At 62.5% G+C, this 22,332-nt stretch carries 21 protein-coding genes and 1 tRNA gene; 7 read left to right on the plus strand and 15 right to left on the minus strand.

Going from position 1 to position 22,332, the window contains the following annotated elements:
- Positions 1–54: 54 nt before the first annotated feature.
- Entirely contained in the window at positions 55–846 is a 792-nt protein-coding gene (locus tag M1D89_RS14925; protein ID WP_498644635.1) for a lysophospholipid acyltransferase family protein, read from the minus strand.
- A gap of 110 nt (positions 847–956) precedes the next feature.
- Here M1D89_RS14925 and M1D89_RS14930 point away from each other — a divergent pair, with 110 nt between their 5' ends.
- Genes M1D89_RS14930 through M1D89_RS14940 form a run of 3 tightly spaced genes read left to right on the plus strand, consistent with a single transcriptional unit; the run spans position 957 to position 3,089 of the window.
- A complete protein-coding gene (locus tag M1D89_RS14930; RefSeq protein WP_498644637.1) occupies positions 957–1,745 on the plus strand; it encodes an alpha/beta hydrolase in 789 nt (262 codons plus the stop codon).
- On the plus strand, positions 1,742–2,545 hold the full coding sequence (locus M1D89_RS14935) for an alpha/beta hydrolase (protein ID WP_498644639.1): 804 nt from the start codon (positions 1,742–1,744) through the stop codon (positions 2,543–2,545). The genes M1D89_RS14930 and M1D89_RS14935 overlap by 4 nt, the downstream gene beginning before the upstream one ends.
- A complete protein-coding gene (locus M1D89_RS14940) occupies positions 2,532–3,089 on the plus strand; it encodes a hypothetical protein (protein WP_498644641.1) in 558 nt (185 codons plus the stop codon). Before M1D89_RS14935 ends, M1D89_RS14940 begins: the two co-directional genes overlap by 14 nt.
- A 30-nt stretch (positions 3,090–3,119) precedes the next feature.
- On the opposite strand, the gene M1D89_RS14945 is transcribed toward M1D89_RS14940, so the two are convergent.
- On the minus strand, positions 3,120–4,178 hold the full coding sequence (locus tag M1D89_RS14945) for an ROK family protein (protein ID WP_017200822.1): 1,059 nt from the start codon (positions 4,176–4,178) through the stop codon (positions 3,120–3,122).
- Positions 4,179–4,366: 188 nt separating this feature from the next.
- On the opposite strand from M1D89_RS14945, the gene M1D89_RS14950 reads away from it, so the two are divergent.
- On the plus strand, positions 4,367–6,178 hold the full coding sequence (locus M1D89_RS14950) for an AMP-dependent synthetase/ligase (RefSeq protein ID WP_498644644.1): 1,812 nt from the start codon (positions 4,367–4,369) through the stop codon (positions 6,176–6,178).
- Positions 6,179–6,258: 80 nt separating this feature from the next.
- Here the strand turns inward: M1D89_RS14950 and M1D89_RS14955 are convergent, their stop codons facing one another.
- Positions 6,259–9,654: a pyruvate carboxylase gene (locus M1D89_RS14955; protein WP_498644646.1), complete on the minus strand. Its 3,396-nt coding sequence runs from the start codon at positions 9,652–9,654 to the stop codon at positions 6,259–6,261.
- Between the two features lie 303 nt (positions 9,655–9,957).
- On the opposite strand from M1D89_RS14955, the gene M1D89_RS14960 reads away from it, so the two are divergent.
- Positions 9,958–10,767, plus strand: a complete 810-nt coding sequence (locus tag M1D89_RS14960) for a ParA family protein (RefSeq protein ID WP_402937480.1) — start codon at positions 9,958–9,960, stop codon at positions 10,765–10,767.
- A gap of 90 nt (positions 10,768–10,857) precedes the next feature.
- Here the strand turns inward: M1D89_RS14960 and M1D89_RS14965 are convergent, their stop codons facing one another.
- The 5 genes from M1D89_RS14965 to gcvH all read right to left on the minus strand — a co-directional run bounded on the left by M1D89_RS14965 (position 10,858) and on the right by gcvH (position 13,928).
- Complete coding sequence (locus tag M1D89_RS14965; RefSeq protein ID WP_017200818.1) at positions 10,858–11,451, minus strand: MerR family transcriptional regulator; 594 nt, start codon at positions 11,449–11,451, stop codon at positions 10,858–10,860.
- 235 nt (positions 11,452–11,686) lie between these two features.
- The gene (locus M1D89_RS14970) at positions 11,687–12,190 is read right to left on the minus strand and encodes a bifunctional nuclease family protein (RefSeq protein WP_498644649.1); all 504 of its coding nucleotides are present in this window, start codon (positions 12,188–12,190) and stop codon (positions 11,687–11,689) included.
- The gene (gene ftsR, locus M1D89_RS14975) at positions 12,190–12,906 is read right to left on the minus strand and encodes a transcriptional regulator FtsR (RefSeq protein WP_498644651.1); all 717 of its coding nucleotides are present in this window, start codon (positions 12,904–12,906) and stop codon (positions 12,190–12,192) included. The genes M1D89_RS14970 and ftsR overlap by 1 nt, the downstream gene beginning before the upstream one ends.
- A gap of 20 nt (positions 12,907–12,926) precedes the next feature.
- On the minus strand, positions 12,927–13,403 hold the full coding sequence (locus tag M1D89_RS14980; RefSeq protein ID WP_498644653.1) for an FHA domain-containing protein: 477 nt from the start codon (positions 13,401–13,403) through the stop codon (positions 12,927–12,929).
- Between the two features lie 138 nt (positions 13,404–13,541).
- On the minus strand, positions 13,542–13,928 hold the full coding sequence (gene gcvH / locus M1D89_RS14985; protein ID WP_017200815.1) for a glycine cleavage system protein GcvH: 387 nt from the start codon (positions 13,926–13,928) through the stop codon (positions 13,542–13,544).
- A 116-nt stretch (positions 13,929–14,044) separates the two neighbouring features.
- Here gcvH and M1D89_RS14990 point away from each other — a divergent pair, with 116 nt between their 5' ends.
- Positions 14,045–14,626, plus strand: coding sequence for a hypothetical protein (locus tag M1D89_RS14990; RefSeq protein WP_498644655.1), 582 nt, complete (start codon positions 14,045–14,047; stop codon positions 14,624–14,626).
- A gap of 72 nt (positions 14,627–14,698) precedes the next feature.
- On the opposite strand, the gene M1D89_RS14995 is transcribed toward M1D89_RS14990, so the two are convergent.
- On the minus strand, positions 14,699–15,907 hold the full coding sequence (locus M1D89_RS14995; RefSeq protein WP_498644657.1) for an MFS transporter: 1,209 nt from the start codon (positions 15,905–15,907) through the stop codon (positions 14,699–14,701).
- 172 nt (positions 15,908–16,079) lie between these two features.
- Here M1D89_RS14995 and M1D89_RS15000 point away from each other — a divergent pair, with 172 nt between their 5' ends.
- A complete protein-coding gene (locus M1D89_RS15000; protein WP_402937492.1) occupies positions 16,080–16,526 on the plus strand; it encodes a MarR family winged helix-turn-helix transcriptional regulator in 447 nt (148 codons plus the stop codon).
- A 127-nt stretch (positions 16,527–16,653) separates the two neighbouring features.
- Here M1D89_RS15000 and M1D89_RS15005 read toward each other — a convergent pair.
- From M1D89_RS15005 to M1D89_RS15030, 6 genes are all read right to left on the minus strand, one after another.
- Positions 16,654–16,730 (minus strand) — tRNA-Pro (locus tag M1D89_RS15005).
- Between the two features lie 141 nt (positions 16,731–16,871).
- Positions 16,872–18,422 carry a ribosome biogenesis GTPase Der gene (gene der / locus M1D89_RS15010; RefSeq protein ID WP_039240711.1) on the minus strand — a complete coding sequence of 517 codons (1,551 nt, stop codon included), beginning with the start codon at positions 18,420–18,422 and terminating at the stop codon, positions 16,872–16,874.
- Between the two features lie 10 nt (positions 18,423–18,432).
- Positions 18,433–19,128, minus strand: coding sequence for a lysophospholipid acyltransferase family protein (locus M1D89_RS15015; RefSeq protein ID WP_498650961.1), 696 nt, complete (start codon positions 19,126–19,128; stop codon positions 18,433–18,435).
- A gap of 28 nt (positions 19,129–19,156) precedes the next feature.
- Complete coding sequence (gene cmk, locus M1D89_RS15020; RefSeq protein ID WP_017200809.1) at positions 19,157–19,870, minus strand: (d)CMP kinase; 714 nt, start codon at positions 19,868–19,870, stop codon at positions 19,157–19,159.
- Positions 19,870–20,976 carry a prephenate dehydrogenase gene (locus M1D89_RS15025; protein WP_498644660.1) on the minus strand — a complete coding sequence of 369 codons (1,107 nt, stop codon included), beginning with the start codon at positions 20,974–20,976 and terminating at the stop codon, positions 19,870–19,872. The genes cmk and M1D89_RS15025 overlap by 1 nt, the downstream gene beginning before the upstream one ends.
- A gap of 3 nt (positions 20,977–20,979) precedes the next feature.
- The gene (locus M1D89_RS15030) at positions 20,980–22,191 is read right to left on the minus strand and encodes a pseudouridine synthase (RefSeq protein ID WP_017200807.1); all 1,212 of its coding nucleotides are present in this window, start codon (positions 22,189–22,191) and stop codon (positions 20,980–20,982) included.
- Positions 22,192–22,332: the final 141 nt, after the last annotated feature.

The raw sequence follows: 22,332 nt of genomic DNA on the forward strand, positions 1-22,332 counted from the left end.
GTAGCCCCCGGCAAGGTTGCGGGACTGCAGCCGTAACCGATGCCGCCGCCTACGTCATAGTTTCTCCGCTGATCCGTTTCCGTCGCCTCGGGGTTCATCCCTGTCCTCTGCGATGTCTGACGTCGCGTCTTCGGCAACCTCGATCTTATGGACAGGTTCCGGGCCCTTGCCGGCCAACTGGGCCTTGACTACCGCTGCGTACTCGTCCACGTATTCCTGGCCGGACAGCCGCATCAATTCGTACATTATTTCGTCGGTCACAGCCCGCTGGATCAGCCGGTCGTCTTCCATGCCGTAGTAGCGGCTGAAGTCCAAGGGCTGCCCGAAAATGAGGCCGATCCGGCGGATGTTGGGCAGCCGTTTGCCGATGGGCTGGACCTTCTCCGTCCCGATCATTGCTACGGGCACCACCGGAACGCGTGTTTGGAGTGCCAGTTTGGCCACGCCCACCTTGCCACGGTACAGCCGGGCATCCGGGCTGCGGGTGCCCTCCGGATAGATCCCCAGCAGGCCTCCTGAGTTCAGGACGTCCTTGCCTGCCTGCAGGGACATTTCCGACGCCGCGCCGCCGGAACGGTCCATCGGAAGTTGGTTGCTCAGCCTGAAGAACAGCGCGGTCAGCCGGCCTTTGAGCCCTTTTCCCGTGAAGTACTCGGACTTGGCCAGGAAGATCACAGGCCGATGAACCATCAGGGGCAGGAAGATGGAGTCCGAGAAGGACAAGTGGTTGGAGGCCAGGATGGCAGCTCCACTTTCAGGAACGTTGTCCAGTCCCTTCACCCAGGGACGGAACAGGAGCTTGAGGATGGGACCGAGAAAGACCCTCTTCATGACCCAATAGAACACGTTTGTCCTCTCACGGCCGATTGGTTGGCATGCACCCGGGCAACCCGGCCGGCACTCAACAGCAACCCTACTCCAGTGAGAAATGTCAGGAACAGTGACACGATGGACGCATGACGGAACGCAACAAACCCGCCGCGCCGCTCGCTTTCCACCACGCCGGACACGGAGCCAACGCATCCATCGGCGTGGCTATCTGCCATGGCTTCACTGGAAGTCCCCTCAGCGTCCTCCCTTGGGCCGAATACCTCGCCAAGCAGGGCTTCGCAGTTTCGGTGCCCCTCCTTCCCGGGCATGGCACCAGTTGGCGTGACCTCGCCACCACAAGGTGGCAGGACTGGTACCGGACCTTCGAGCAGAGTTACCTGGACCTTGCAGCCCAAACGGAGACGTGTTTCGTGGCTGGACTCTCCATGGGCGGGGCCGTGGCTCTGCGGGTGGCCTCCCGCCATGAAGTTCCCGGACTGGTCCTGGTGAACCCGGGGCTGAGCTTCTACGACCGCCGGGTGCGGTACGTCGGAGCGCTGAAGTACGTCATGCCCACTACCACCCCCATAGTGGAGGACAGGCCCGCGCCCATAACGATCGAGGAAGGTGACTACTCCAAGACACCGCTGAAGGCCGTCCACGAACTCAAGAAACTTTTCCGCGCAGCTACCCGGGGGCTACCACATGTGGAGGCTCCCGCACTGGTCTTCAAGTCCTCGGTTGACGACGTCATCCCGCCGAGCTCAGTGGCCACCATCAGCAAGTACATCGACTCCTCGCGCCTTAAAGTGGTCACGCTTCCACACAGCGGACACGTAGCCACCCTGGATGTTGATGCACCCACCATTTTTGAAGAATCGGCCGGCTTTTTCCGCCAGCATGCCGGGGACAGAGTAGCCTCAGAGTCATCATGAAAATGCTCCCCGACTTTTCGCCGTTCCACAGCAGCTGGAAGGGTGCCGGTCCGCGCATTGGTGTGGTCATGTCCCACGGGTTCACGGGAAGTCCGCACAGCGTCAGGCCGTGGGCCGAACACCTCGCTGCGTCCGGCTACGCCGTCAGGCTGCCGCTGCTGCCCGGCCATGGCACCACGTGGCAGGACATGGCCACCCGCTCCTGGCGGGAGTGGCACCGTGCCGTGGATGATGCGTACCTGGAACTGGCTTCCGAGTGCGATTACGTCTTCTCTGCCGGTTTGTCCATGGGCGGAACCCTGGCCTTGCGGATAGCAGCCACGCGTCCCATTGCAGGGACAGTGGTGGTGAACCCTGGACTGGTCCTGGACGATCCGCGGGCTGTCATCGTCGCTGCCCTCAAGTATGTGGTGAAGACGACTCCGGCCATCGCCAATGACATCCTCAAACCGGACCAGGACGAGGGTGCCTACGCCCGGACGCCCGTTGCTGCCGCCCACCAGCTCAAGAAGATGTACAAGGACACCGCGGCCATCCTGCCCCGCATCAGTTCGCCCGTTCGGGTTTACAAGTCAACGGTGGACAACGTCATCTCGAATGCGAGCCTGGAGTTCCTCCGGTCCCGGGTTCAGGCGCCGGTGGATGTCAGCTACCTCCACAACAGCCACCATGTTGCCACCCTTGATAATGACGCTCCGGAGATTTTTTCCGGGACTGTCGACTTTATCCAGAAGACCGTAGCGGCCTTGGCCGGGCACGGGCTTTCCCCCGAAAAGGACATAGCCCATGAACAGGCCTGATCCCAATTCTGCTGATCAAAGCGCCAACAAGGACGACGACGCCGTGTGGCAGGATCTCGTGGCCCGGCTGGAGGCCACACAGTCGGGCCCCGAAGCGGAATCGCCGACGCATGCAAAGCCGCAGGACATCGACGAGGCTCCGGGCTCTGAAGCCGAGCGTCAGCCGGAGTCCGCTAAGACTTTCAAGGACTTCGATCCACTAGGGTTGTCCACGCCTGCCACGGAACCGGAGCCTGATGCGGCAGTCCGGGCCGAAGCCGGAATCCGGCCGTCAGGACCTCGAGACTTCGAAGTCGAGGACGAGGACCACACCTTCGTTCCCGAGGATCCGCCCAGCCTCGCGGGTACTGAGCCGCTGGTCATGCTGGCGTGGGTGGGCGCTGTGGGCGGACCCATCGCTTTGCTCTTTACCGCCATGTTCTGGCGGTCCGCGCCGTTGACGGCAATTCTGGGCATTGTCGCCATCTTCGTCGCATCAGTGATCTACCTCATCATGCGGCTTCCGCAGGAAAAGAATGAGGACGACGACGGCGCCCGCCTCTAGGGGCATACAGCCGCTCCCAGCGTGGCAAGCTTAGCTGCGCGCCCGTCCGCTGACGCGTGACAGGTCTGCTGCGCCGATCATGCCCGCACGCGGGCCGAGGGCCGCGAGCTCGATCCTTGCCATGGGACGGAAACCCCGCCCCGTCAGGTTCTTCGCGAATGACTCGCGGGCAGGTCCGGCGAGCAACTCCCCGGCGTCACACAGTCCCCCGCCTATGACGAACATTCCGGGGTCGAGTGCTGCTGCGAGGTTGGCCAGCCCCAGACCCAACCATTCGCCTTGGTCGGCGAGGAGTTCGCGGGACGTGGCATCGCCCGCAAGTGCCAGCGAGGTCACGGCTGCGCCCGACAGGTTCTCTGCAGTCCCGCCTGCCTTCTCCAACAAAGCACGGCCTGCGGGGGAATTGGTCCGTACCAGCTGGCGGGCTTCACGGCCCAGCGCGTTGCCGGAGGCGTACTGCTCCCAGCAGCCGCGGTTACCGCATTCGCAGCGGTGTCCCCCGGGGAAAATGATCTGGTGCCCGAACTCCCCGGCCACGCCGTAGCGTCCCCGTTCCACGCGGCCATCCATGACCATGGCACCTCCAATGCCCGTGCCCAGGGTGATGCAGACCAGGCGGCTTTCACCTTGGCCTGAGCCAAAGCGCCACTCAGCCCACGCCGCAGCATCGGCGTCATTTGTGAGTAGGACGGGACGCCTCAGCAACTTCTGGAGGCTCTCCCTTAGTGGCTCGTTACGCCAGGCCAGATGGGGGCTGAACAGCACCGTGCCGCCGTCGAGGTCCATCCATCCTGCGGCACCGATACCCACAGAAGCGATCCGATGTCCTGCACTGAGTTCGTCTACCAGCTCCACTATGGTCTGCTCGACGGCCCGGGGGTCCGCGCCTGGCGTGGACCTGCGTGCCTCGGCGAGCACCCGCCCCTCGGCGTCCACGACACCGGCGGCTACCTTGGTGCCGCCGATGTCGATTCCGATCGCCAGTCCGCGGCGGCCCAAATGGCTTCGTCGGGCAGCCCAAGGCACGTCCCTCCATGCCGAGGCCGGTGGCTTGGGTCTGACCAGGGAACTGGACCGTAGTGCGGGCATCCCATCATCCTATTCCGCGGGGCGGGGCAGCACCGGCATCGCATGGGCATAGATGGCATCGAGTTGCTTGAAATGACGGCTCATTCGTAAAGTTACTCGCCAGTAGGTGAAATAGAACACATCTCAACGAGCGGGCATACTAGAGTGGAAGCAGCCCCTCGTGGCCCGTGGATATCAAAGGAGCTACCGTGCGTGAAATCAGTGTTCCTCCCCTCGTGAACATCGCCCCGGAAACCAACATCACGGACCTCGTGATCCGAGAGGCAGAAAAAGCATCCAACCCTGCGCTGTTTTCCAAGTTGGACGGCAATGGGCAGTGGCAGGACATCCGTGCCAAGGACTTCCTACAAGACGTGAGGGCCTTGGCAAAGGGCCTCATCGCCAGTGGAGTCGGCGTAGGCGATCGTGTGGGCATCATGTCGCGCACACGGTACGAATGGTCCCTCGTGGACTTCGCCATCTGGTTTGCCGGAGCCGTCTCTGTCCCGATCTACGAAACGTCGTCTCCTTCACAAGTGGCATGGAACCTCGGCGACTCAGGCGCTGTGGCAGCCTTTGGCGAAGCAGCGCATCATGAGGACGTCATCCGCCAGGCCGTAACCGCAGAGGACATCACATCGGTGGCAAACGTCTGGCAGCTTGAAGGCGCCGGACTCGATGCGCTACGCACTGCAGGTGCAGGCGTCCCCGACGACGAACTCGAGTCCCGCCGTTCCTCAGCCGGGCTCAAGGATCTGGCCACGATTATCTACACCTCCGGTACCACCGGCAGGCCCAAGGGCTGCGAACTGACCCACGGCAACTTCGTGGAGCTCTCCGAGAATGCCCGCGCTTCATTGCCGGAAATCATCAACGAGTCTGCCAAGACCATCATGTTCCTCCCCTTGGCCCACGTCTTCGCACGTTTTATTTCCGTGCTTGCCGTGGCAGGCGGGGTGAAGGTGGCGCACACCCCGGACATCAAGAACCTGTTGGCTGATCTCCAGAGCTTCCAGCCGACGTTCATCCTGGCTGTGCCCCGGGTCTTCGAGAAGGTCTACAACTCTGCATTGACCAAGGCAGAGGACGGCGGCAAGGGAGCCATCTTCCACCGTGCGGTGGATACTGCAATCGCCTACTCGAAAGCACGCGAGTCCGGCTCGCTGGGACTTGGCTTGAAGCTCAAGCACGCCTTGTTCGACAAACTCGTCTACGGGAAGCTCCGTGCGGCGATGGGCGGACATGTTGCCCACGCAGTCTCGGGAGGCGGCCCGCTGGGTGAACGGCTCGGGCACTTCTTCCAGGGCATCGGCCTGCAGATCCTGGAGGGCTACGGCCTGACCGAGACCACGGCGCCGATCTCCGTGAACACACCGTCCATGATCAAGATCGGCACGGTGGGTGCCCCCTTGCCGGGCAACTCCGTCAAGATCGCCGACGACGGCGAGATCCTCGCCAAGGGCGTCTGCGTCATGCGAGGCTACTACAAGCGTGAAGACCTCACTGACGAAACGTTTGCTGATGGCTGGTTCCGCACCGGCGACATCGGCGAACTGGACAACAACGGCTTCCTCAAGATCACGGGCCGCAAAAAGGAAATCATCGTCACTGCAGGCGGAAAGAACGTGGTGCCTGCCCTCTTGGAGGACCAGATCCGCGCCGATGCGCTGGTTTCCCAAGTTCTTGTGGTGGGAGACAACCGTCCGTTCATCGGCGCCCTGGTCACCTTGGACGAAGAAGCGCTTCCGGGCTGGCTGGACCGGCACGGACTCCCCGCCGGCACCACGGTCGCCGAGGCCACCGACCACCCAGTGGTCAAGGCAGCGGTCCAGGAGCTCATCAGCAAGGCCAACCAGTCCGTATCCCAGGCAGAGGCCATCAAGTCTTTCAGGATCGTGCCGGCGGACTTCACCGAAGCCTCAGGTCACCTGACGCCATCACTCAAGGTCAAGCGCGCCCAGGTCATGAAGGACTTCGACGCCGTTATTGAGGAAATGTACTCAGCACCCCGCGCGTCCTAGCCGAGGCTTTTCAGCCAGCACGAGCCGAAAAAGTACCCCGTCCGGATTCTTCCGGGCGGGGTACTTTTTTGGCTGGATGGTTAGCCGATCACCAGCAGCAAGTCGCCGCCCTGGACCTGCTCAACCGAGGAAATGGCGAGGCGGGAGACCGTGCCGGCCACCGGCGTCGTGATGGATGCTTCCATCTTCATCGCCTCAATGGTGGCAACGGTGTCGCCGGCGTTGACAACATCGCCCACCTTCACCGTTACCGTAACTGCGCCTGCAAACGGGGCGGCAACCTGGCCAGGCTGTGCAGGATCTGCCTTCTCAGCTGCCTTGACGTTGCTGACCACCGAACGGTCGCGGACGACAACCGGCCGGGACTGGCCGTTGAGCGTGCACATCACGGTGCGCATGCCCTTCTCATCGGCCTCGGAGACAGCCTCAAGCTGGGCAATGAGGCGGACGCCCTTCTCCAACTCGATGACGTGCTCCGCGCCCTGCTGGAGACCGTACAGGTAGTCGCGGGTGTCCAGCACGGAGATGTTGCCGTACGTGTCAACGCTCTTCAGGTACTCCTTGGTGGGTCCAGCGAAGAGCAAACGGTTCAGCGTGTGCTGCCGCGTCTTGGAGTCACCCTTGAGCGCTGCACTGTCCTCAGCACTGATATCGACGTCGCGCACCTTGACGCTGCGGCCCTGAAGGGCCTTGGTGCGGAACGGCTCAGGCCAGCCTCCGGGAGGATCACCGAGTTCGCCGGACAGGAAGCCGATGACGGAGTCCGGGATGTCGTAGTTCTGCGGGTTCTCGTTGAAGTCCGCGGGATCGGCGTTGAGTCCAACAAGGTGCAGCGCGAGGTCACCTACCACCTTGGATGAAGGAGTGACCTTCACCAGGCGGCCAAGGATCCGGTCAGCCGCCGTGTACATGTCCTCAATGGCTTCAAACTGCTCCCCAAGGCCCAAGGCGATGGCCTGCTGGCGAAGGTTTGACAGCTGGCCGCCGGGGATTTCGTGCTGGTAGACGCGCCCTGTGGGACCCGGGAGACCGGATTCGAAGGGGGCATAGACGCGGCGGACGGCTTCCCAGTAGGGCTCAAGGGCACCGACGTTGGCCAGGCTGAGCCCTGTATCACGGGGGGTGTTGGCCAATGCGGCGACCAGTGCCGACGCAGCGGGCTGGCTTGTGGTGCCGGCCAGCGATGCAGATGCCACGTCAACCGCATCCACGCCAGCGTCAACAGCGGCCAGCAAAGTGGCAAGCTGGCCACCCGCGGTGTCGTGGGTGTGCAAGTGCACCGGCAGGTCGAAGCGCTCACGCAGGGCAGAAACCAGCTTCGCGGCAGCAGCCGGACGCAGGAGGCCCGCCATGTCCTTGATGGCGAGGATGTGTGCACCGGCGTCGACGATCTTCTGGGCGAGGTCCAGGTAGTAGTCGAGGGTGTAGAGGTCCTCGTTCGGGTCCAGGAGGTTGCCCGTGTAGCAGAGAGCCACCTCAGCTACGGCCGTCCCCGTTGCACGCACGGCCCGAATGGCGGGGGCCATCTGGTTGACGTCGTTGAGGGCGTCGAAGATACGGAAGATGTCGATGCCCGTAGCTGCAGCCTCGTTGACGAAGGCCTCCGTCACTTCTTCCGGGTACGGGGTGTAGCCGACGGTGTTGCGTCCGCGGAGCAGCATCTGGATACAGGTGTTCGGCAAGGCCTTGCGCAATGCAGCCAGACGGTCCCACGGGTCCTCGCCGAGGAAGCGGAGCGCGACGTCGTAAGTTGCGCCGCCCCAGGCCTCCACGGATAGCAGCTCGGGCATGAGTGCTGTCACTGCCGGGCCGGCGGCCACGAGGTCGCGGGTGCGCACCCGTGTTGCCAGCAGGGACTGGTGGGCGTCGCGGAACGTGGTGTCCGTAACGGCCAGCGCCTGCTGCTCACGGAGTGCCTTGGCAAAGCCCTCCGGCCCAAGCTCGATCAACTTCTGGCGCGAACCCGACGTGGGAACCGGGCCATCGATCGCCGGCAGCTTGCGGGCAGGGTCCGAATGGACAGCGAGCTCCCCGTTGGGCTTGTTGACGGTGACTTCAGCCAACCAGGTGAGCAGCTTGGTGCCACGGTCTGCAGAGATGTGTGACTTCAGCAGCTCAGGGCGCTTGTCAATGAAGTCCGTGGCCACGTTTCCGGCATTGAAGTCCGGATCCGCGAGAACAGCCTGCAGGAATGGAATGTTGGTGGACACGCCACGGATACGGAATTCAGCCAAACCGCGACGCGCACGGGCTACAGCCGCAGGGTAGTCGCGGCCACGGCAGGTCAGCTTGACCAGCATGGAGTCGAAGTGCGGGCTGATCTCGGCACCCGAGTAGACCGTGCCGCCGTCGAGCCTGACACCGGCGCCACCGGCAGAACGGTAGCCGGTGATCTTTCCAACATCAGGACGGAATCCGTTGGACGGGTCTTCGGTGGTGATGCGGCACTGCAGCGCAGCACCCTTGATGGACACTGAATCCTGGCTCAGCCCCAGGTCCGCAAGGGTTTCCCCTGACGCGATACGCATCTGAGCCTGGACGAGGTCAACGTCGGTGATTTCCTCTGTGACGGTGTGCTCAACCTGGATGCGTGGGTTCATCTCAATGAAGACGTGCTGGCCGGCCCGCTCCCCTTCTGTGTCCACCAGGAACTCCACGGTTCCGGCGTTGACATAGTTCAAGGCCTTGGCGAACGCCACGGCATCGCGGTAAAGAGCCTGGCGAATGTTCTCATCCAAGTTCGGCGCGGGCGCAATCTCCACCACTTTCTGGTGGCGGCGCTGAAGCGAACAGTCACGCTCGAAGAGGTGCATGACGTTGCCTTCGGCATCGGCCAGGATCTGTACTTCGATGTGGCGGGGACGCAGAACTGCCTGCTCAAGGAACATGGTGGGGTCGCCGAAAGCTGCATCAGCTTCACGCATGGCGGACTGCAATGCTTCGGGGAGGGCTTCGCGCGTCTCCACACGCCGCATGCCACGGCCTCCACCGCCGGCAACTGCCTTGGCGAAGATGGGGAAGCCGATCTCATCGGCGGCAGCGATGAGCTCGTCAAGGTCCTTGGAGGGCTTGCTCGACTTCAGGACCGGGACGCCGGCCTTGCGGGCGGCTTCCAGGGCGGCAACCTTGTTACCTGCGAGCTCCAGGACCTCCGCGGGCGGGCCCACGAAGGTTATGCCTGCTGCCTTGGCAGCACGGGCGAGGTCCGGGTTCTCGGAGAGGAAGCCATAGCCGGGATAGATGGCGTCAGCGCCGGCTTCTTTGGCGACGCGGACAACCTCCTCTACGTCCAGGTAGGCGCGGACGGGATGGCCCACCTCGCCGATCAGGTAAGCTTCGTCGGCCTTCTGCCGGTGGATCGAGTTACGGTCCTCATGCGGAAAGACGGCTACGGTCTTGGCGCCCAGTTCATAACCAGCGCGAAACGCCCTGATCGCGATTTCGCCGCGATTGGCCACCAGAATTTTCGAAAACATACTTCTCCTGCATCATTGCGGGTGGATCGGTCGGTGGTCACAGTGTGTAGTGCCGCCAGCATCAAACACAAATCTTTGTGGCAACCATCACAAAGGAATCGTCATCTGGGCTGTATATGCGTGCGCGCGATCCGACAGCATGCTATTGCCCCTCGCTTATCCCCAGCGGCCGGGCGCGTAGAAAGCGGGAATCGACCGCGATGCACCATATGATGTTCAAGGGGCTTCGGCAAGCCCCGGCTCCGATGCTTCCGGAGCGAATCAGCGCGATACGGCAACCGGCGTTAGGTTTTGGGTTTTCAAGTGCAAGTAGTCAGCATCAGCAGCCTCAAGGGTGGAGTGGGAAAGACGTCCGTGACCACCGGTCTGGCGTCCGCGGCCCTCGCGGCCGGCATTCCCACGTTGGTGGTGGACCTCGATCCACACGCCGACGCCACCACGGCACTTGGCGTCCAGCCGGGCGGGCAACTCGACATCGGCCGAATGCTGAAAAGCCCCCGAAAAGCCAACCTCGCCGGCAATGTGGCCGGCAGCTCGTGGGTTTCCAATGGGTCCAGCAACGGCACCTTGGACGTCGCAGTGGGATCGGCCTTCACCGGAATCTATGATCGGCCGGATCTGGGCCGACGCGACCTTCGCAGGCTTTCAGCCGTACTGGCAGGCACTACCAACTACGAACTCGTCCTGGTCGACTGCCCTCCGTCCCTCAACGGCCTGACGCGCATGGCGTGGAGCGCAAGCGATCGCGTAGTCCTCGTTGCAGAGCCCGGGCTCTTCTCGGTGGCCGGCACGGAACGCACCATGCGAGCTATTCAGTTGTTCCGGCAGGAGTTCGCCCCCAACCTGGCCCCGGCAGGGATCGTGGCCAACCGGGTGCGCACGGGTTCCGCGGAGCACACCTTCCGCTTAGCTGAAATGGAATCAATGTTCGGCGAACTGCTCCTGACGCCCCACATTCCGGAGCAGGCCAATTGGCAGCAGATCCAGGGTGCGGCACACTCGGTACACCACTGGCCCGGAGACTCTGCCAAGAACGCTGCCAAACTCTTTGATGCCCTCCTTGGGAGCCTCTTGGCTGGACAGTCCTCTACGCGGGACCGCCGACAGCGCTGAGCGCCTCCGCCTACGCACTCTACACAAGAAGAAGGCCTCGTCCCCCACAGAGACGAGGCCTTCTTTTGGCTGAATTCAGTGGTCCGGTGTTTAGCCGATGCGACGCGCGACACGCCGCTTGCTCAGTTCGTCGTCGGGAAAGGACTGCTCCGCGGCATGCTCGCTCGGAAGCGCGGCCAGGCTTCCCTCAACTTCCCGCCATACGCGCCCAACGGCGATGCCGAAGACGCCCTGCCCGCCCTGAACGAGGTCGATGACCTCGTCAGCGGATGTACATTCGTAGACGCTCGCACCGTCGCTCATCAGCGTGATCTGCGCCAAGTCCTCGACGCCCCGCTCGCGAAGGTGTTCCACGGCGCTGCGGATCTGCTGGAGGGATACGCCAGTATCAAGGAGGCGCTTGACCACCTTCAGAACAAGAATGTCCCGGAAGCCGTAGAGACGCTGGGAACCGGAGCCCGCAGCGCCACGGACAGCAGGCTCAACCAAGCCAGTACGTGCCCAGTAGTCGAGTTGGCGGTAGGTGATGCCTGCAGCTTTGCATGCGGTGGGACCGCGGTAGCCCGCGTCCTCGTCCAGCACGGGAAGGTCCTCCGTGAAGAGCAAACCTTGGGCGCCGGATGCGGGCGCAGCAATGCCGGCAGAGGACTGCTTCAGCTCGCCTGCTTCGCCTTTCGGACTCACGTGACCTCCTTGTTCTCAGTTCCCTTGGGGACGGTGCATACTCTGATACAACGGCGAAATGCAGCAGTGTAATTCCCGCAAGTCCGCACCTTCCAGTGTGACTTGCGCCGGCAGTGTATGCAACGGGAACTTGATAACTTCGACGTTAGGCCCGCGAGGGGCCGAGGTCAAAGACCTTGGCTCCAAAATCCTGCCGTGTCGAAAGTTTCACCCTCAACTTTAGGTTTAGGGTGACTCAGCCTTCGAAATCTTCCGGTTCCACGTCATCCAGGAACTCGCGGAAGCGACGCATCTCGCGTTCTTCGTCCACTGCGGGATCCGGCTCCGAGTCCTCGCCTTCATCATGCTCGGTGATGCGGACACCGGCTTCTTCCATGACCGCATCGGCGCACCAGATGCGGCACTTGGCCCGCAGTGCCAGGGCCAACGCATCCGAAGCCCTCGAACTTACTACAGTGCCGTCGTCGAACTGCAGCTGCCCGTAGAAGATATTGTCCTCCACCGCCACAATGTTCACGCTGATGATGGAATGGCGCAAGGATTCAACAACATCAACCAGGAGATCGTGCGTCATTGGCCGGGGCGGGACAACACCCTGCTGTGCCAACGCGATGGCGCTGGCTTCAGGAGTGCCGATCCAGATCGGAACATGCCGCTCACCGTTGATCTCCCGAAGGAGTACCAGCGGCTGATTGGACGGAAGTTCGATCCGGACACCGACGATTTCGACTTCGATCATCAGCTATCCATCCGGGAGATACGGTCGTGCACCAAGGCCCTGTGCAGGGTGAGGCAGAGATCGCTGATCTCACGGGCGGCCTCGGCGGCACGAGCCTGCGAAGCAGCGTCCCGCCGCGACGTCAGCGGGGCAACGGCCCTTTCCACCAGGCCGAACTCCCGCTCAGCTGCAGCTTGGAAGGGACGAAGGTGGCGGGGCTCGAGGCCGTGTCCTTCCAATTGGACACAAGCACGGGCTACTTGAAGTGCGTGTTCGTCGAACTTGCCGCCAACATGGGTGATCAGTCCAAAACTCAAGAGGGATTCAAGCAGGGAGACACTGGCACCCGACTCGGCTCGCAACTGCTCCTCGGTGAGCGCGCGGGCCCGTCCTTGCACTTCGGCTGCCATTTCCGCCGAGACCACCCTGGGCGACACTGTGACACCAGGAGGGAGATTTTCCGGCCTCTCACCGCGGTCGATGGCATCGAGATAATCCTTGATGACCTTCAGTGGCAGGTACTGATCACGCTGAAGGGCCAGGACGAAACGGAGCCGCTCAACATCACCGTCCGAGTACTGTCGGTAACCCGCAGGAGTCCTCTTCGGGTTGATGAGGCCTTTTTCCTCCAGGAAACGGATCTTGGACGCCGTCATACCGGGAAAGTCGTCGCTCAACTGGGCAAGGACTTCCCCGATATTCAGGACCTGCGGTCCGCGACGGTCCTGCTGGGCCATAGCCACAGGCAGATACCCCGTCAGACTTGGCCTGCTGCGCGAACAGGGCTCAGGTAGTAGGTCAACCGGAACTTGCCGATCTGTACCTCGTTGCCGCTCTTCAGGTGCACGCGGTCCACGCGGTCGTGGTTGACGTACGTTCCGTTGAGGCTCCCCATGTCCACCAGCTCGAAGCCGGACGCCGTCCGGATGAACTGAACATGCTTGCGGGAAACGGTGACATCATCCAGGAAGATGTCGGCATCGGGGTGCCGGCCAGCCGTGGTGGTGTCCGCGTCCAACAGGAAACGAGCACCGGCGTTGGGCCCACTGTGCGCAATGAGCAATGCTGAGTTCGGCGGAAGTGCGTCTACGGATGCACGCTCTTCAGGAGCCAACTTGGGGGCAATGCTCGGCTCGTCCCACGTTGGCGTGATGCTGATCGAGGTGGTCTCCGACGTCGGCTGTTCCTCCGCGCCGTTCCCGACATTGGCTTGATTCTGTTCGCCGCCAACCATGGAATTTCCTCCTCATCCGCCGGCAGTTCCAAACCCTGCCGGCCACTTCCGCCTCCCGGTACCGCCGGGCAAATCGGTTGCTGGCCCGCCGTCCCGCTTTCCCGGTTATGGGAAAGCGGCCTGACGGGCCAGATAACTTTAGCCTACCTGTTGTTCGTACTCCGATGCACTGAGCAGGGAATCCACTGCATCAGCTTCTGCAAGCTTTACTTCAATTAACCATCCCTCGCCGTACGGGTCCGAGTTAATTAAGGCCGGATCAGTGTCCAAGGCGTCATTTCGGTTGGTGACTTCACCGGTCACCGGAGCGTAGATATCACTGACACTTTTAGTGGACTCCACTTCGCCAACAACTTCATTGCCGGTGACTTTCGTCCCCGGTTCAGGCATCTGGGCATAGACAACGTCACCCAGGGCGTCCTGTGCGAAGTCGGTGATGCCAATGCGCACTACGCCGTCGGCATCTGGAGCGGTAACCCATTCGTGTTCTGCGGTGTAGGAAAGTTCTTCCGGAATATTGCTCACTGGTGGCCTTTCATCGGGACATTTACGAACCTCGACGGCGGCCTTGCTGATGGCCACCGCTGAAAGTATAGGCACATTTCCCCTGTACCTCATGGGGTCTCTGCCATGATTGACCCATGACCGAACAAGCACAAGTACCAGCTCAGAAAAAGCGCAATCGGGGCGTAAAAATAATCCTGATCCTGGTGGCAGTACTTGTCGCTGTGGCCGCCTACTTCATCCTCGGGGCAGTCCTTCCGCGCTGGTGGTCCGATGTCATCGCCGGACAGATCCGACGCGACCTTGGAGCCAGCGTACTGGTGGGAATGTTCTACGGCTTCGTCTTCACGTTCGTTCCGCTCCTCGTAGCATGGCAGGCCACCCGCAAAGCGGTGTCCTGGCCATGGAAAATCGCTATTGTCCTGGTGGCCGTCGCTATCGCCACACCCAACCTGCTCACCGCCGGAATCGCCTTCGGCAGCACGGAGTCAGCCCACGCCGGCCAGAGGACCCTGAGCGTGGATGCCGGATTCTTCACAACCTGGACAGCCATTTCCGCTGTTGCGGCCGTGGCGGTCTTCATTGCAGTCACAATTCTCCGGGCACTGTGGCGCCGCAGGGGCAAGCAGATGAAAGAGCTCAGGCAAGCAGAGAACCAACGCGTCAAGGCTGCCAACAATGGCGAAACGCAGGCGCAGGACATTACGCCCAGCGCCTAGGACGCCGAAAGCCCGCCATGGGATATCCATGGCGGGCTTCTTCGTTTTGCGGACCTGCTTTGCAGTCCGGCGTCAGGCGACGGTGGCCTCACGCGGTTCGCGTTCGACGTCGGGAGTTACAGCAGGCGCCGCCGCTCCCCTACGCCTTGCTGCTGCGCCCGCCGCCAGCATGACCAGCAACGCGGCAACGGTGATAGCAGCTCCAGCCCAGATGGGCGAGGTGTAGCCGAGGCCGGCGGTGATGGTAACGCCACCGAGCCAGGCCCCGAGTGCGTTGCCGAGGTTGAACGCGCCGATGTTCGCACCGGATGCGAGCGTTGGTGCCGTGGAGGCAAAATGCATCACGCGCATCTGTAGGCCCGGTACGGTGGCAAATCCGAAACCGCCCATAAGCGCCAGTGACACCAAAGTGGCGATGCTATTGGACGCGGTGAGGGCGAAGAAGACCAGCACCGCCACCAGTCCGGCAAGGATGACGATGAGGGACTTGTCCAAAGCTTTGTCCGCGGCCTTGCCACCGAGGAAGTTCCCGACGAACAGGCCGCCGCCGAAGATCACCAGGAGCCACGGCACGGCGCCGGACTCGAATCCGGACACCTCGGTGAGAGTGAAGGCAATATAGGTGAAGGCGCCGAACATGCCGCCGAACCCGAGGATGGTCACAATGATGGAGAGCCAAACCTGACCGGACTTGAACGCGCCCAGCTCGCTGCGGAGACCCTTGGCGGGCTCCGTGCTGGCCTTGGGGACCATCAAGGCAATGCCGATCAGCGCAACAACTCCGATGACGGTGATCGCCCAGAACGTTGAGCGCCAGCCGAAGCTTTGGCCAAGCAGCGTTCCAAAGGGAACACCCAGGACGTTGGCCGCAGTGAGTCCGGTGAACATCATGGCAATGGCCCCGGCTTTCTTGTGTGCCGGCACCAGGCTCGCGGCAACTACGGAACCGATGCCGAAGAACGCACCATGGCAAAGCGCTGCGATGATGCGGCCGATCATCATTGTGGCGTAGCTGTCGGCTATTGCGGACAAGAAGTTGCCGGCGATGAACAGCACAAGCAAGCCGATGAGGACCGGCTTTCGCGGAAGCCTGGTGACTGCAGCCGTCACCAGAAGCGCGCCGGCGGTAACGCTGAGGGCATAGCCGGAGATGAACCAGCCGGCCGAGGCCTCACTGACCTGGAAGTCGGCGGCAACTTCCGGTAAGAGGCCCATGATCACGAATTCGGTCAGCCCGATACCGAATCCGCCGAGGGCAAGGGCAATCAACCCTGCGGGCATGTGGAGCTCCTTTAAAGTTTGGTTCGACGAGAAGTGGAAGTGCGTCGTCGGGAACCGTAGAATAATAGTTGCAGACGCTTCATATATAGTTGCACACGCTACTTATTTGCGCAAGCAACTACTTTGGGATGCGTCCTGATCTACACGACATCAAGGCAGGAGCACAGCAGACATGGGCATCAAGGATGACGCCGTAGAAGTACGGGCACAGGGCTGGCGAACCCTTGCCGCCCTGCACGGAAGCATCGAAGCAGAGCTGGAGAAGGCACTCCAGGCCTCCAGCGAGCTTTCGGTGGTGGAGTACACGGTGCTGGATGCGCTGAGTCGCCAGGACGGCTGGCACATGCGGATGCAGCAGCTGGCACGCGCCACCGCCCTGTCCAGCAGTGCTACCACCCGCTTGGTCAATCGCCTTGAGGACAGGGGCCTGCTCACGCGCATCCTTTGCGCCGACGACCGCCGCGGCATTTATACCGAACTGACGGTGCCCGGCCAGAAGCTCCTCGAGGCGGCCAAACCTGTGCACGACCAGACCCTTGCCTCGGCTCTTGAGGCCGCCGAGTCCGTGCCCGAGCTGGAACCGCTGGTGAGGGCGCTCGGCGCACTGCAGAAGGTCTAGCCCGATCCTGGTCTTGTTTGTATCCCCCGGCGTTCAACCCGGGGTGATACGAACAAGACCGGAACCAAAACATACGTTAACGACCAAAGGCCGGAATCACCGTGTTTCCACGTGATTCCGGCCTTTATGGTCGGGCTGACAGGATTTGAACCTGCGACCCCTTGACCCCCAGTCAAGTGCGCTACCAAGCTGCGCTACAGCCCGCTGGTTCTACCGTTCTCCGCCTAAGTTTTCCTCCGAAGAGTCCCACCTAAGCAGTCCGGCCGAACCACCTCCAAAAGCTTACACGAAGTTGGAGGTCGGAGACGCCATCACAGCCAAAGTGCGCTGTGATGCCCGTCTCACTTAGCGCTTCTTGCCACGCTTCTCGCGTACGCGCATGTTGACCTCGATGGGCGTGCCCTCGAAGCCGAACGTTTCGCGGAGGCGACGCGTGATGAAGCGACGGTATCCGGGATCCAGGAAGCCGGTGGTGAACAGCACGAACTTCGGCGGGCGGCTGGATGCCTGGGTGCCGAAGAGGATACGGGGCTGCTTTCCGCCACGAACGGGGTGCGGGTGCGCTGCCACGAGTTCGCCCAGGAACGCGTTGAGGCGTCCGGTGGGGATACGGCGGTCCCAGCTCTCCAGCGCAATGTCCAGCGCGGGGACAAGGCGGTCCTTGTGCCAGCCGGTCTTGGCCGAGATATTCACGCGGGGTGCCCACTCCACGTGGGCAAGGTCCTGCTCGATTTCACGTTCCAGGTAACGGCGGCGTTCGTCGTCCAGCAGGTCCCACTTGTTGAACGCGAGCACCAGCGCGCGTCCGGATTCAATGGCCAGCTGCAGGATACGGACGTCCTGCTCGCTGAGGACCTCGTCGACGGCAAGAAGCACGACGGCGACCTCTGCCTTTTCGAGGGCGGCCTGCGTACGCAGGGAAGCGTAGAAGTCGGCGCCCTGTGCCATGTGCTGGCGGCGGCGGATGCCTGCGGTGTCCACGAAGCGCCACGTGCGGTCGCCAAGTTCGATGAATTCGTCAACCGGGTCGCGGGTGGTGCCGGCCAGCGGATCCACCACTACGCGCTCGGAGCCTGCGAGCTTGTTCAGAAGGGAGGACTTACCAACGTTCGGGCGGCCGATCAGGGCGATACGGCGAGGACCGCCGGAACGCTCCACGCCTTCCACCAGCGAGTACTCGGGCAGAGTGTCCATGACATGGTCCAGGAGGTCGGCAACGCCACGGCCGTGCAGAGCCGAAACCGGGTACGGCTGGCCGAAGCCCAGTCCCCACAGTGCAGCGGAATCGGCCTCCTGTGCGAAGTCGTCCACCTTGTTGGCCACCATGATGACCGGCTTCTTGCTCTTGCGGAGCATCTTCATGACGCCCTCATCAGTGGCGGTCGCGCCAACGGCAGAGTCAACGACGAAAAGCACGGCGTCGGCAAGCTCAACGGCCATTTCGGCCTGCTCGGCCACGCGGGCGTGGATGCCCTTGGCGTCGTGCTCCCAACCACCGGTGTCCACCAAGGTGAAGTTGCGGCCGTTCCAGCGCGCCGAGTACATGACGCGGTCGCGGGTAACGCCCGGGGTGTCCTCCACAACGGCTTCACGGCGGCCAAGGATGCGGTTAACCAACGTGGACTTACCCACGTTCGGGCGACCGATGATGGCCAAAACCGGGTCCAGCTTGAGGGGACCCTCGTCGCCTTCGTCGCCGTATTCACCGCTGAGCAGCGCGGCATCTTCTTCGTCGAGTTCGTAATCGTCCAGGCCGGCCCGGAGGGTGGCCGCGCGGAGCTCGGCCTCGTCATCGTCCAGGGCCGCCAGGTTTTCCGCCACCTGGTCGGTGCCGGTGGGCGTGTATTCGTCGTCGCCGGCTCCGTGGAGGCCGGATTTTTGAGTCGTATCGCTCATTGCACTTTCCTTAGTGGTGGTCTGCCGGCGTCCCGGCTACTGCTGTATGGCGGTGCTGCGAAGTGGGTTCGCCGGGCGCAGGTTCCAGGGGAAGGCCCTGGCCTGTGGCCCGGATGGCGTCCTGGACGTGTTCGGCCAGGGCTTCACGGATCTCCGCAGCCGCCCTGTCCATTGAAACACGCCCGGGTTCGCCCTTCCGGCGCTTCACCGTGATGGGTTCGCCGAAGCTGACATGGAGCTTACGGCGGGGTTTGGGGATATGGTCTCGATGCTCATCATCTTGGCGGGTTCCGAGGATGGCCACAGGGATGACGGTAGCTCCGGAGTTGAGGGCGAGCCACGCAACTCCATTGCTGATGCTTTCGGCCGAGCCGCTCCCCCGCGTTCCTTCGGGAAGAATCCCTACGCAACGACCGGCGTCGAGCAGTTTCTTTCCGACATGCAGGGCGGTGCGGTCACCGGCGCGGTCCACTGGAACCTGCCCGGATCCCCTCAGGACAGAGCCCAGGAAGCCCTTGAACATCTCCTTTTTAACGAGAATATGCATAGGGCGCGGCGACGCACCGAACATCACGGGCCCGTCCAGGAAGCTGATGTGGTTCGCGGCAAATATCACGGGTCCGGCAGCGGGAACATTGCTTTTGCCCGCCACGATGGTCCGGTAGATGACGTGGTCCAGGAACCAGCCAACCGGCCGGCTCCACATCTTGCTCCCTACAGAGGGGAGCTGATTCTCAGTCACCATAGATAACCTTGCTCACGATTGCCAAGGCGGTCTGGACGGTTTCCTCAAAGTTCAGGTCCGAGGAATCGAGTGTCACCACACCGTCGGCCGCCTGGGTGAAGTTCACTACCGTCGAGTCTTTGGCGTCACGCTGGATTACCTGGGCGTTGAGCTGTTCTTTAGTCTGCGTTCCGCCCAACTGGATCCCCCGACGCCGCATCCTGGCTTCCTCGCTGGCGGTCAACAGCATGCGGACCTCAGCATTGGGGACGACGACGGTAGTGATGTCGCGTCCCTCCACCACCATGCGGCGGTGGTGCTGATCGATCAGCTCGCGCTGACGACGGATCAGCTCGGTGCGGGCACCAAGCGTCGTGGCGACAGCACTGACCGACGAGGAGATCAAAGGATCCCGGATTTCGTCCGTGATGTCCGTGCCATCAACCGCCACATACTCCGTGGCAGTAGTGGTGCTGATCTCCAGTGGCATGATTTTGGAAGCCTGTTCCACCGCAGCGCCATCCTGGAGGTCAACGCCGGTCTTGAGGCAGTACCACGTCAGCGCCCGGTACATTGCACCGGTGTCCAGGTAGGCCAGTTTCAAGCGCCGGGCAACTTCCTTGCTGACGCTGGACTTGCCGGACCCTGAAGGACCGTCGATTGCGATCACGAGCGGCTTCCCGGGACGGGCAACTGTTTCCGGGCCAAAAAATTCACGCGTCATTACTGGAGTACCCGCCATCCACGGTCAGTCAAAGCTTCAACAAGGAGGTCATGCTTGCTCGGAAGAACGGAAAGCTCCACCATGCCCACGTTCTGTCCCGAAGAATGGTCGAGCCGAAGGTCTTCAAGGTTCACCCCGATCTCGCCGATCTCGGTGAGGAGGTGCGCGATCTGGCCAGGCTTGTCATCCACCAGGATAGTGAGCCATGAGTACGCTTGGGGAGGTCCGCCGTGCTTGCCCGGGATCCGGGCCTGCCCTGCATTCCCCTCGCTGATCAGTTGGGCAAGATCAAGCCGTGCACCGGGGGCAAGCGGTTCTTCCAAGGTACCGATCAATCGGTTCAGGTCCTCGCGCACACCGTGCAGGATGGACACCACCTTCTCCGCGTTGCCGCCCAGGATCTGGACCCAGAGGGTGGGATCGCTGGCCGCAATACGGGTAGTATCCCGGAGTCCGTTGCCCGCCAAGGAGAGGGCATGCAGCGGCGTGCCTTGCAACCGGCTCGCCAGCAGGGAAGACATGATCTGCGGCAGATGCGACACCAACGCCACGGCTTCATCATGCTCGTCGGCAGTGAACTGGGAAACGATTGCTCCCAGATCCCCCGCAAGCGAACGTGCAGCCTGAAGTGCAGCATCCGACGTTTCTTCGGAGGGGCAAAGCACCCAGGGCATGGACGTGAAAAGCTCTCCCCTGGCCGCAACCGGGCCCGACTTCTCCCTGCCTGCCATGGGGTGGGTACCCACATAGCGGGCAAGGTCAACGCCGCGTTCCCGCAACTGCGCCTGGATGGTGGCTTTGACGCTGGCAATATCGACCACGACGGCGGAAGGGTAGTCCGCCAGTGCCTTCTGCACGACGTCCGCAGTAACATCCGGCGGAGCCGCGACCACTACCACTTGCGGCTCTTCATCCAACTCCCCCAACGGACGTCCCGCACCGATATCCACCGCGACCGCCTGGTTGGTGGGCGAAGGATCGAAGAGGAAAACCGGGACCCCACGTCCGCGCAGGCCAAGGCCGATGCTGGCTCCAAGCAAGCCCGTACCGAGGACGACGACCGGGCCGTCAAGATGGCCCCGGCCGTGCGTACCGAATGCCGACATGCCCTAGAGTCCCACCGATGCCAGGAGGTGTCCGACTTCCTGCCTGCCAAGGTTGCGGATGCTGCCCTGGCGCTGGTCGCCCAAGCCAATGGGACCAACCTTGACGCGGACAAGACGCTCAACCGGGAAGCCGACGGCGTCGAACATGCGGCGCACAATGCGGTTCTTGCCCGAATGCAGGACAACCTCGATCAGGACGTGACCCGGAGTGGAGTCCACCAAGCGGAAGGAGTCCACTGCAGCTACGCCGTCTTCAAGCTCGACGCCGTTCTTCAGCTTTGCGCCCACGCCTTGCGGGAACGGGCCACGCACCTGGACCAGGTACGTCTTGGGTACCTCATACGAAGGGTGCGTCAAGCGGTTGGCGAGTTCGCCGTCGTTGGTCAGCAGCAGCAGTCCCTCAGTGGCGACATCGAGACGGCCGACGTGGAACAGGCGTTCGCCCTTGTTCTTGTTGTTCTTCAGGAAGTCGCTGATGCAGGGACGGCCCTCGGGGTCCTCCATGGTGGAAACAACTCCCTTGGGCTTGTTGAAGACCATGTAGACAAGGGTTTCGTCCAGCTGGATACGGATGCCATCGACGTGGATCACGGCAGACGTTGGGTCCACTCGCATCCCAAGTTCGGTGGTCACCACACCATCAACCTCGACGCGTCCCTCGAGGATCATTTCCTCGCACACACGGCGTGAGGCCACACCAGCCTGTGCCATGACCTTCTGCAGGCGAACGCCGTCAACATCGTGAAGATCGGACTGGGGGACCTCCTGGCGCGGACCACGGTTGCGACCCGGCTTCCGGATGGGGCCCAGGTTCTGGCCGAAGCGTTCGCTGCCGAAGGCCTTGGACCCGTACTGCCGTGCAGGCTTCGCCTTGGGCTTCAGGGCGCCCGGCGTGCCCGGGGCTTTGCCAAAGCCGGGCTTGTTGGAACCTGGCTTGCGGAAGGGCTTCGCGGGCCTGGCTGCCTGGCCGCGATCGTAATCGCCCGCAGTTGTGGGGTTGTCAGGATCGAATGGGGCCGCTTCGCGCGGCTTCGATGCCTTGAAGGGGCGTCCCTCGCCCTGGGTGAAGTTGCGCTTTCCAGCGCCGGCGCTGCCGCCGCGGCCCGAGAAGCCGCCGGCGTTGGAGCGGCCGGTGCCGCCCTTGGCCTCATTGCGTCCGGAGCTGTTGCGTCCCGAACCGTTACGTGGTGAACTCTGGCGTCCCGCCTGTGTCATGACCCGTCCTTGTGTAGTAATGGCCGGCAATTGGTGTTGAAATCAACACTAGCCAGCCGGGCAGACATCGTCTGCCCCTTGTCGCTGTGCACCTAGGTCAGGTGCCGTGAATCAGTATGAAGTTGTCTTGCAGTGCCGATG

It is taken from the genome of Arthrobacter sp. D3-18, from assembly GCF_054408525.1.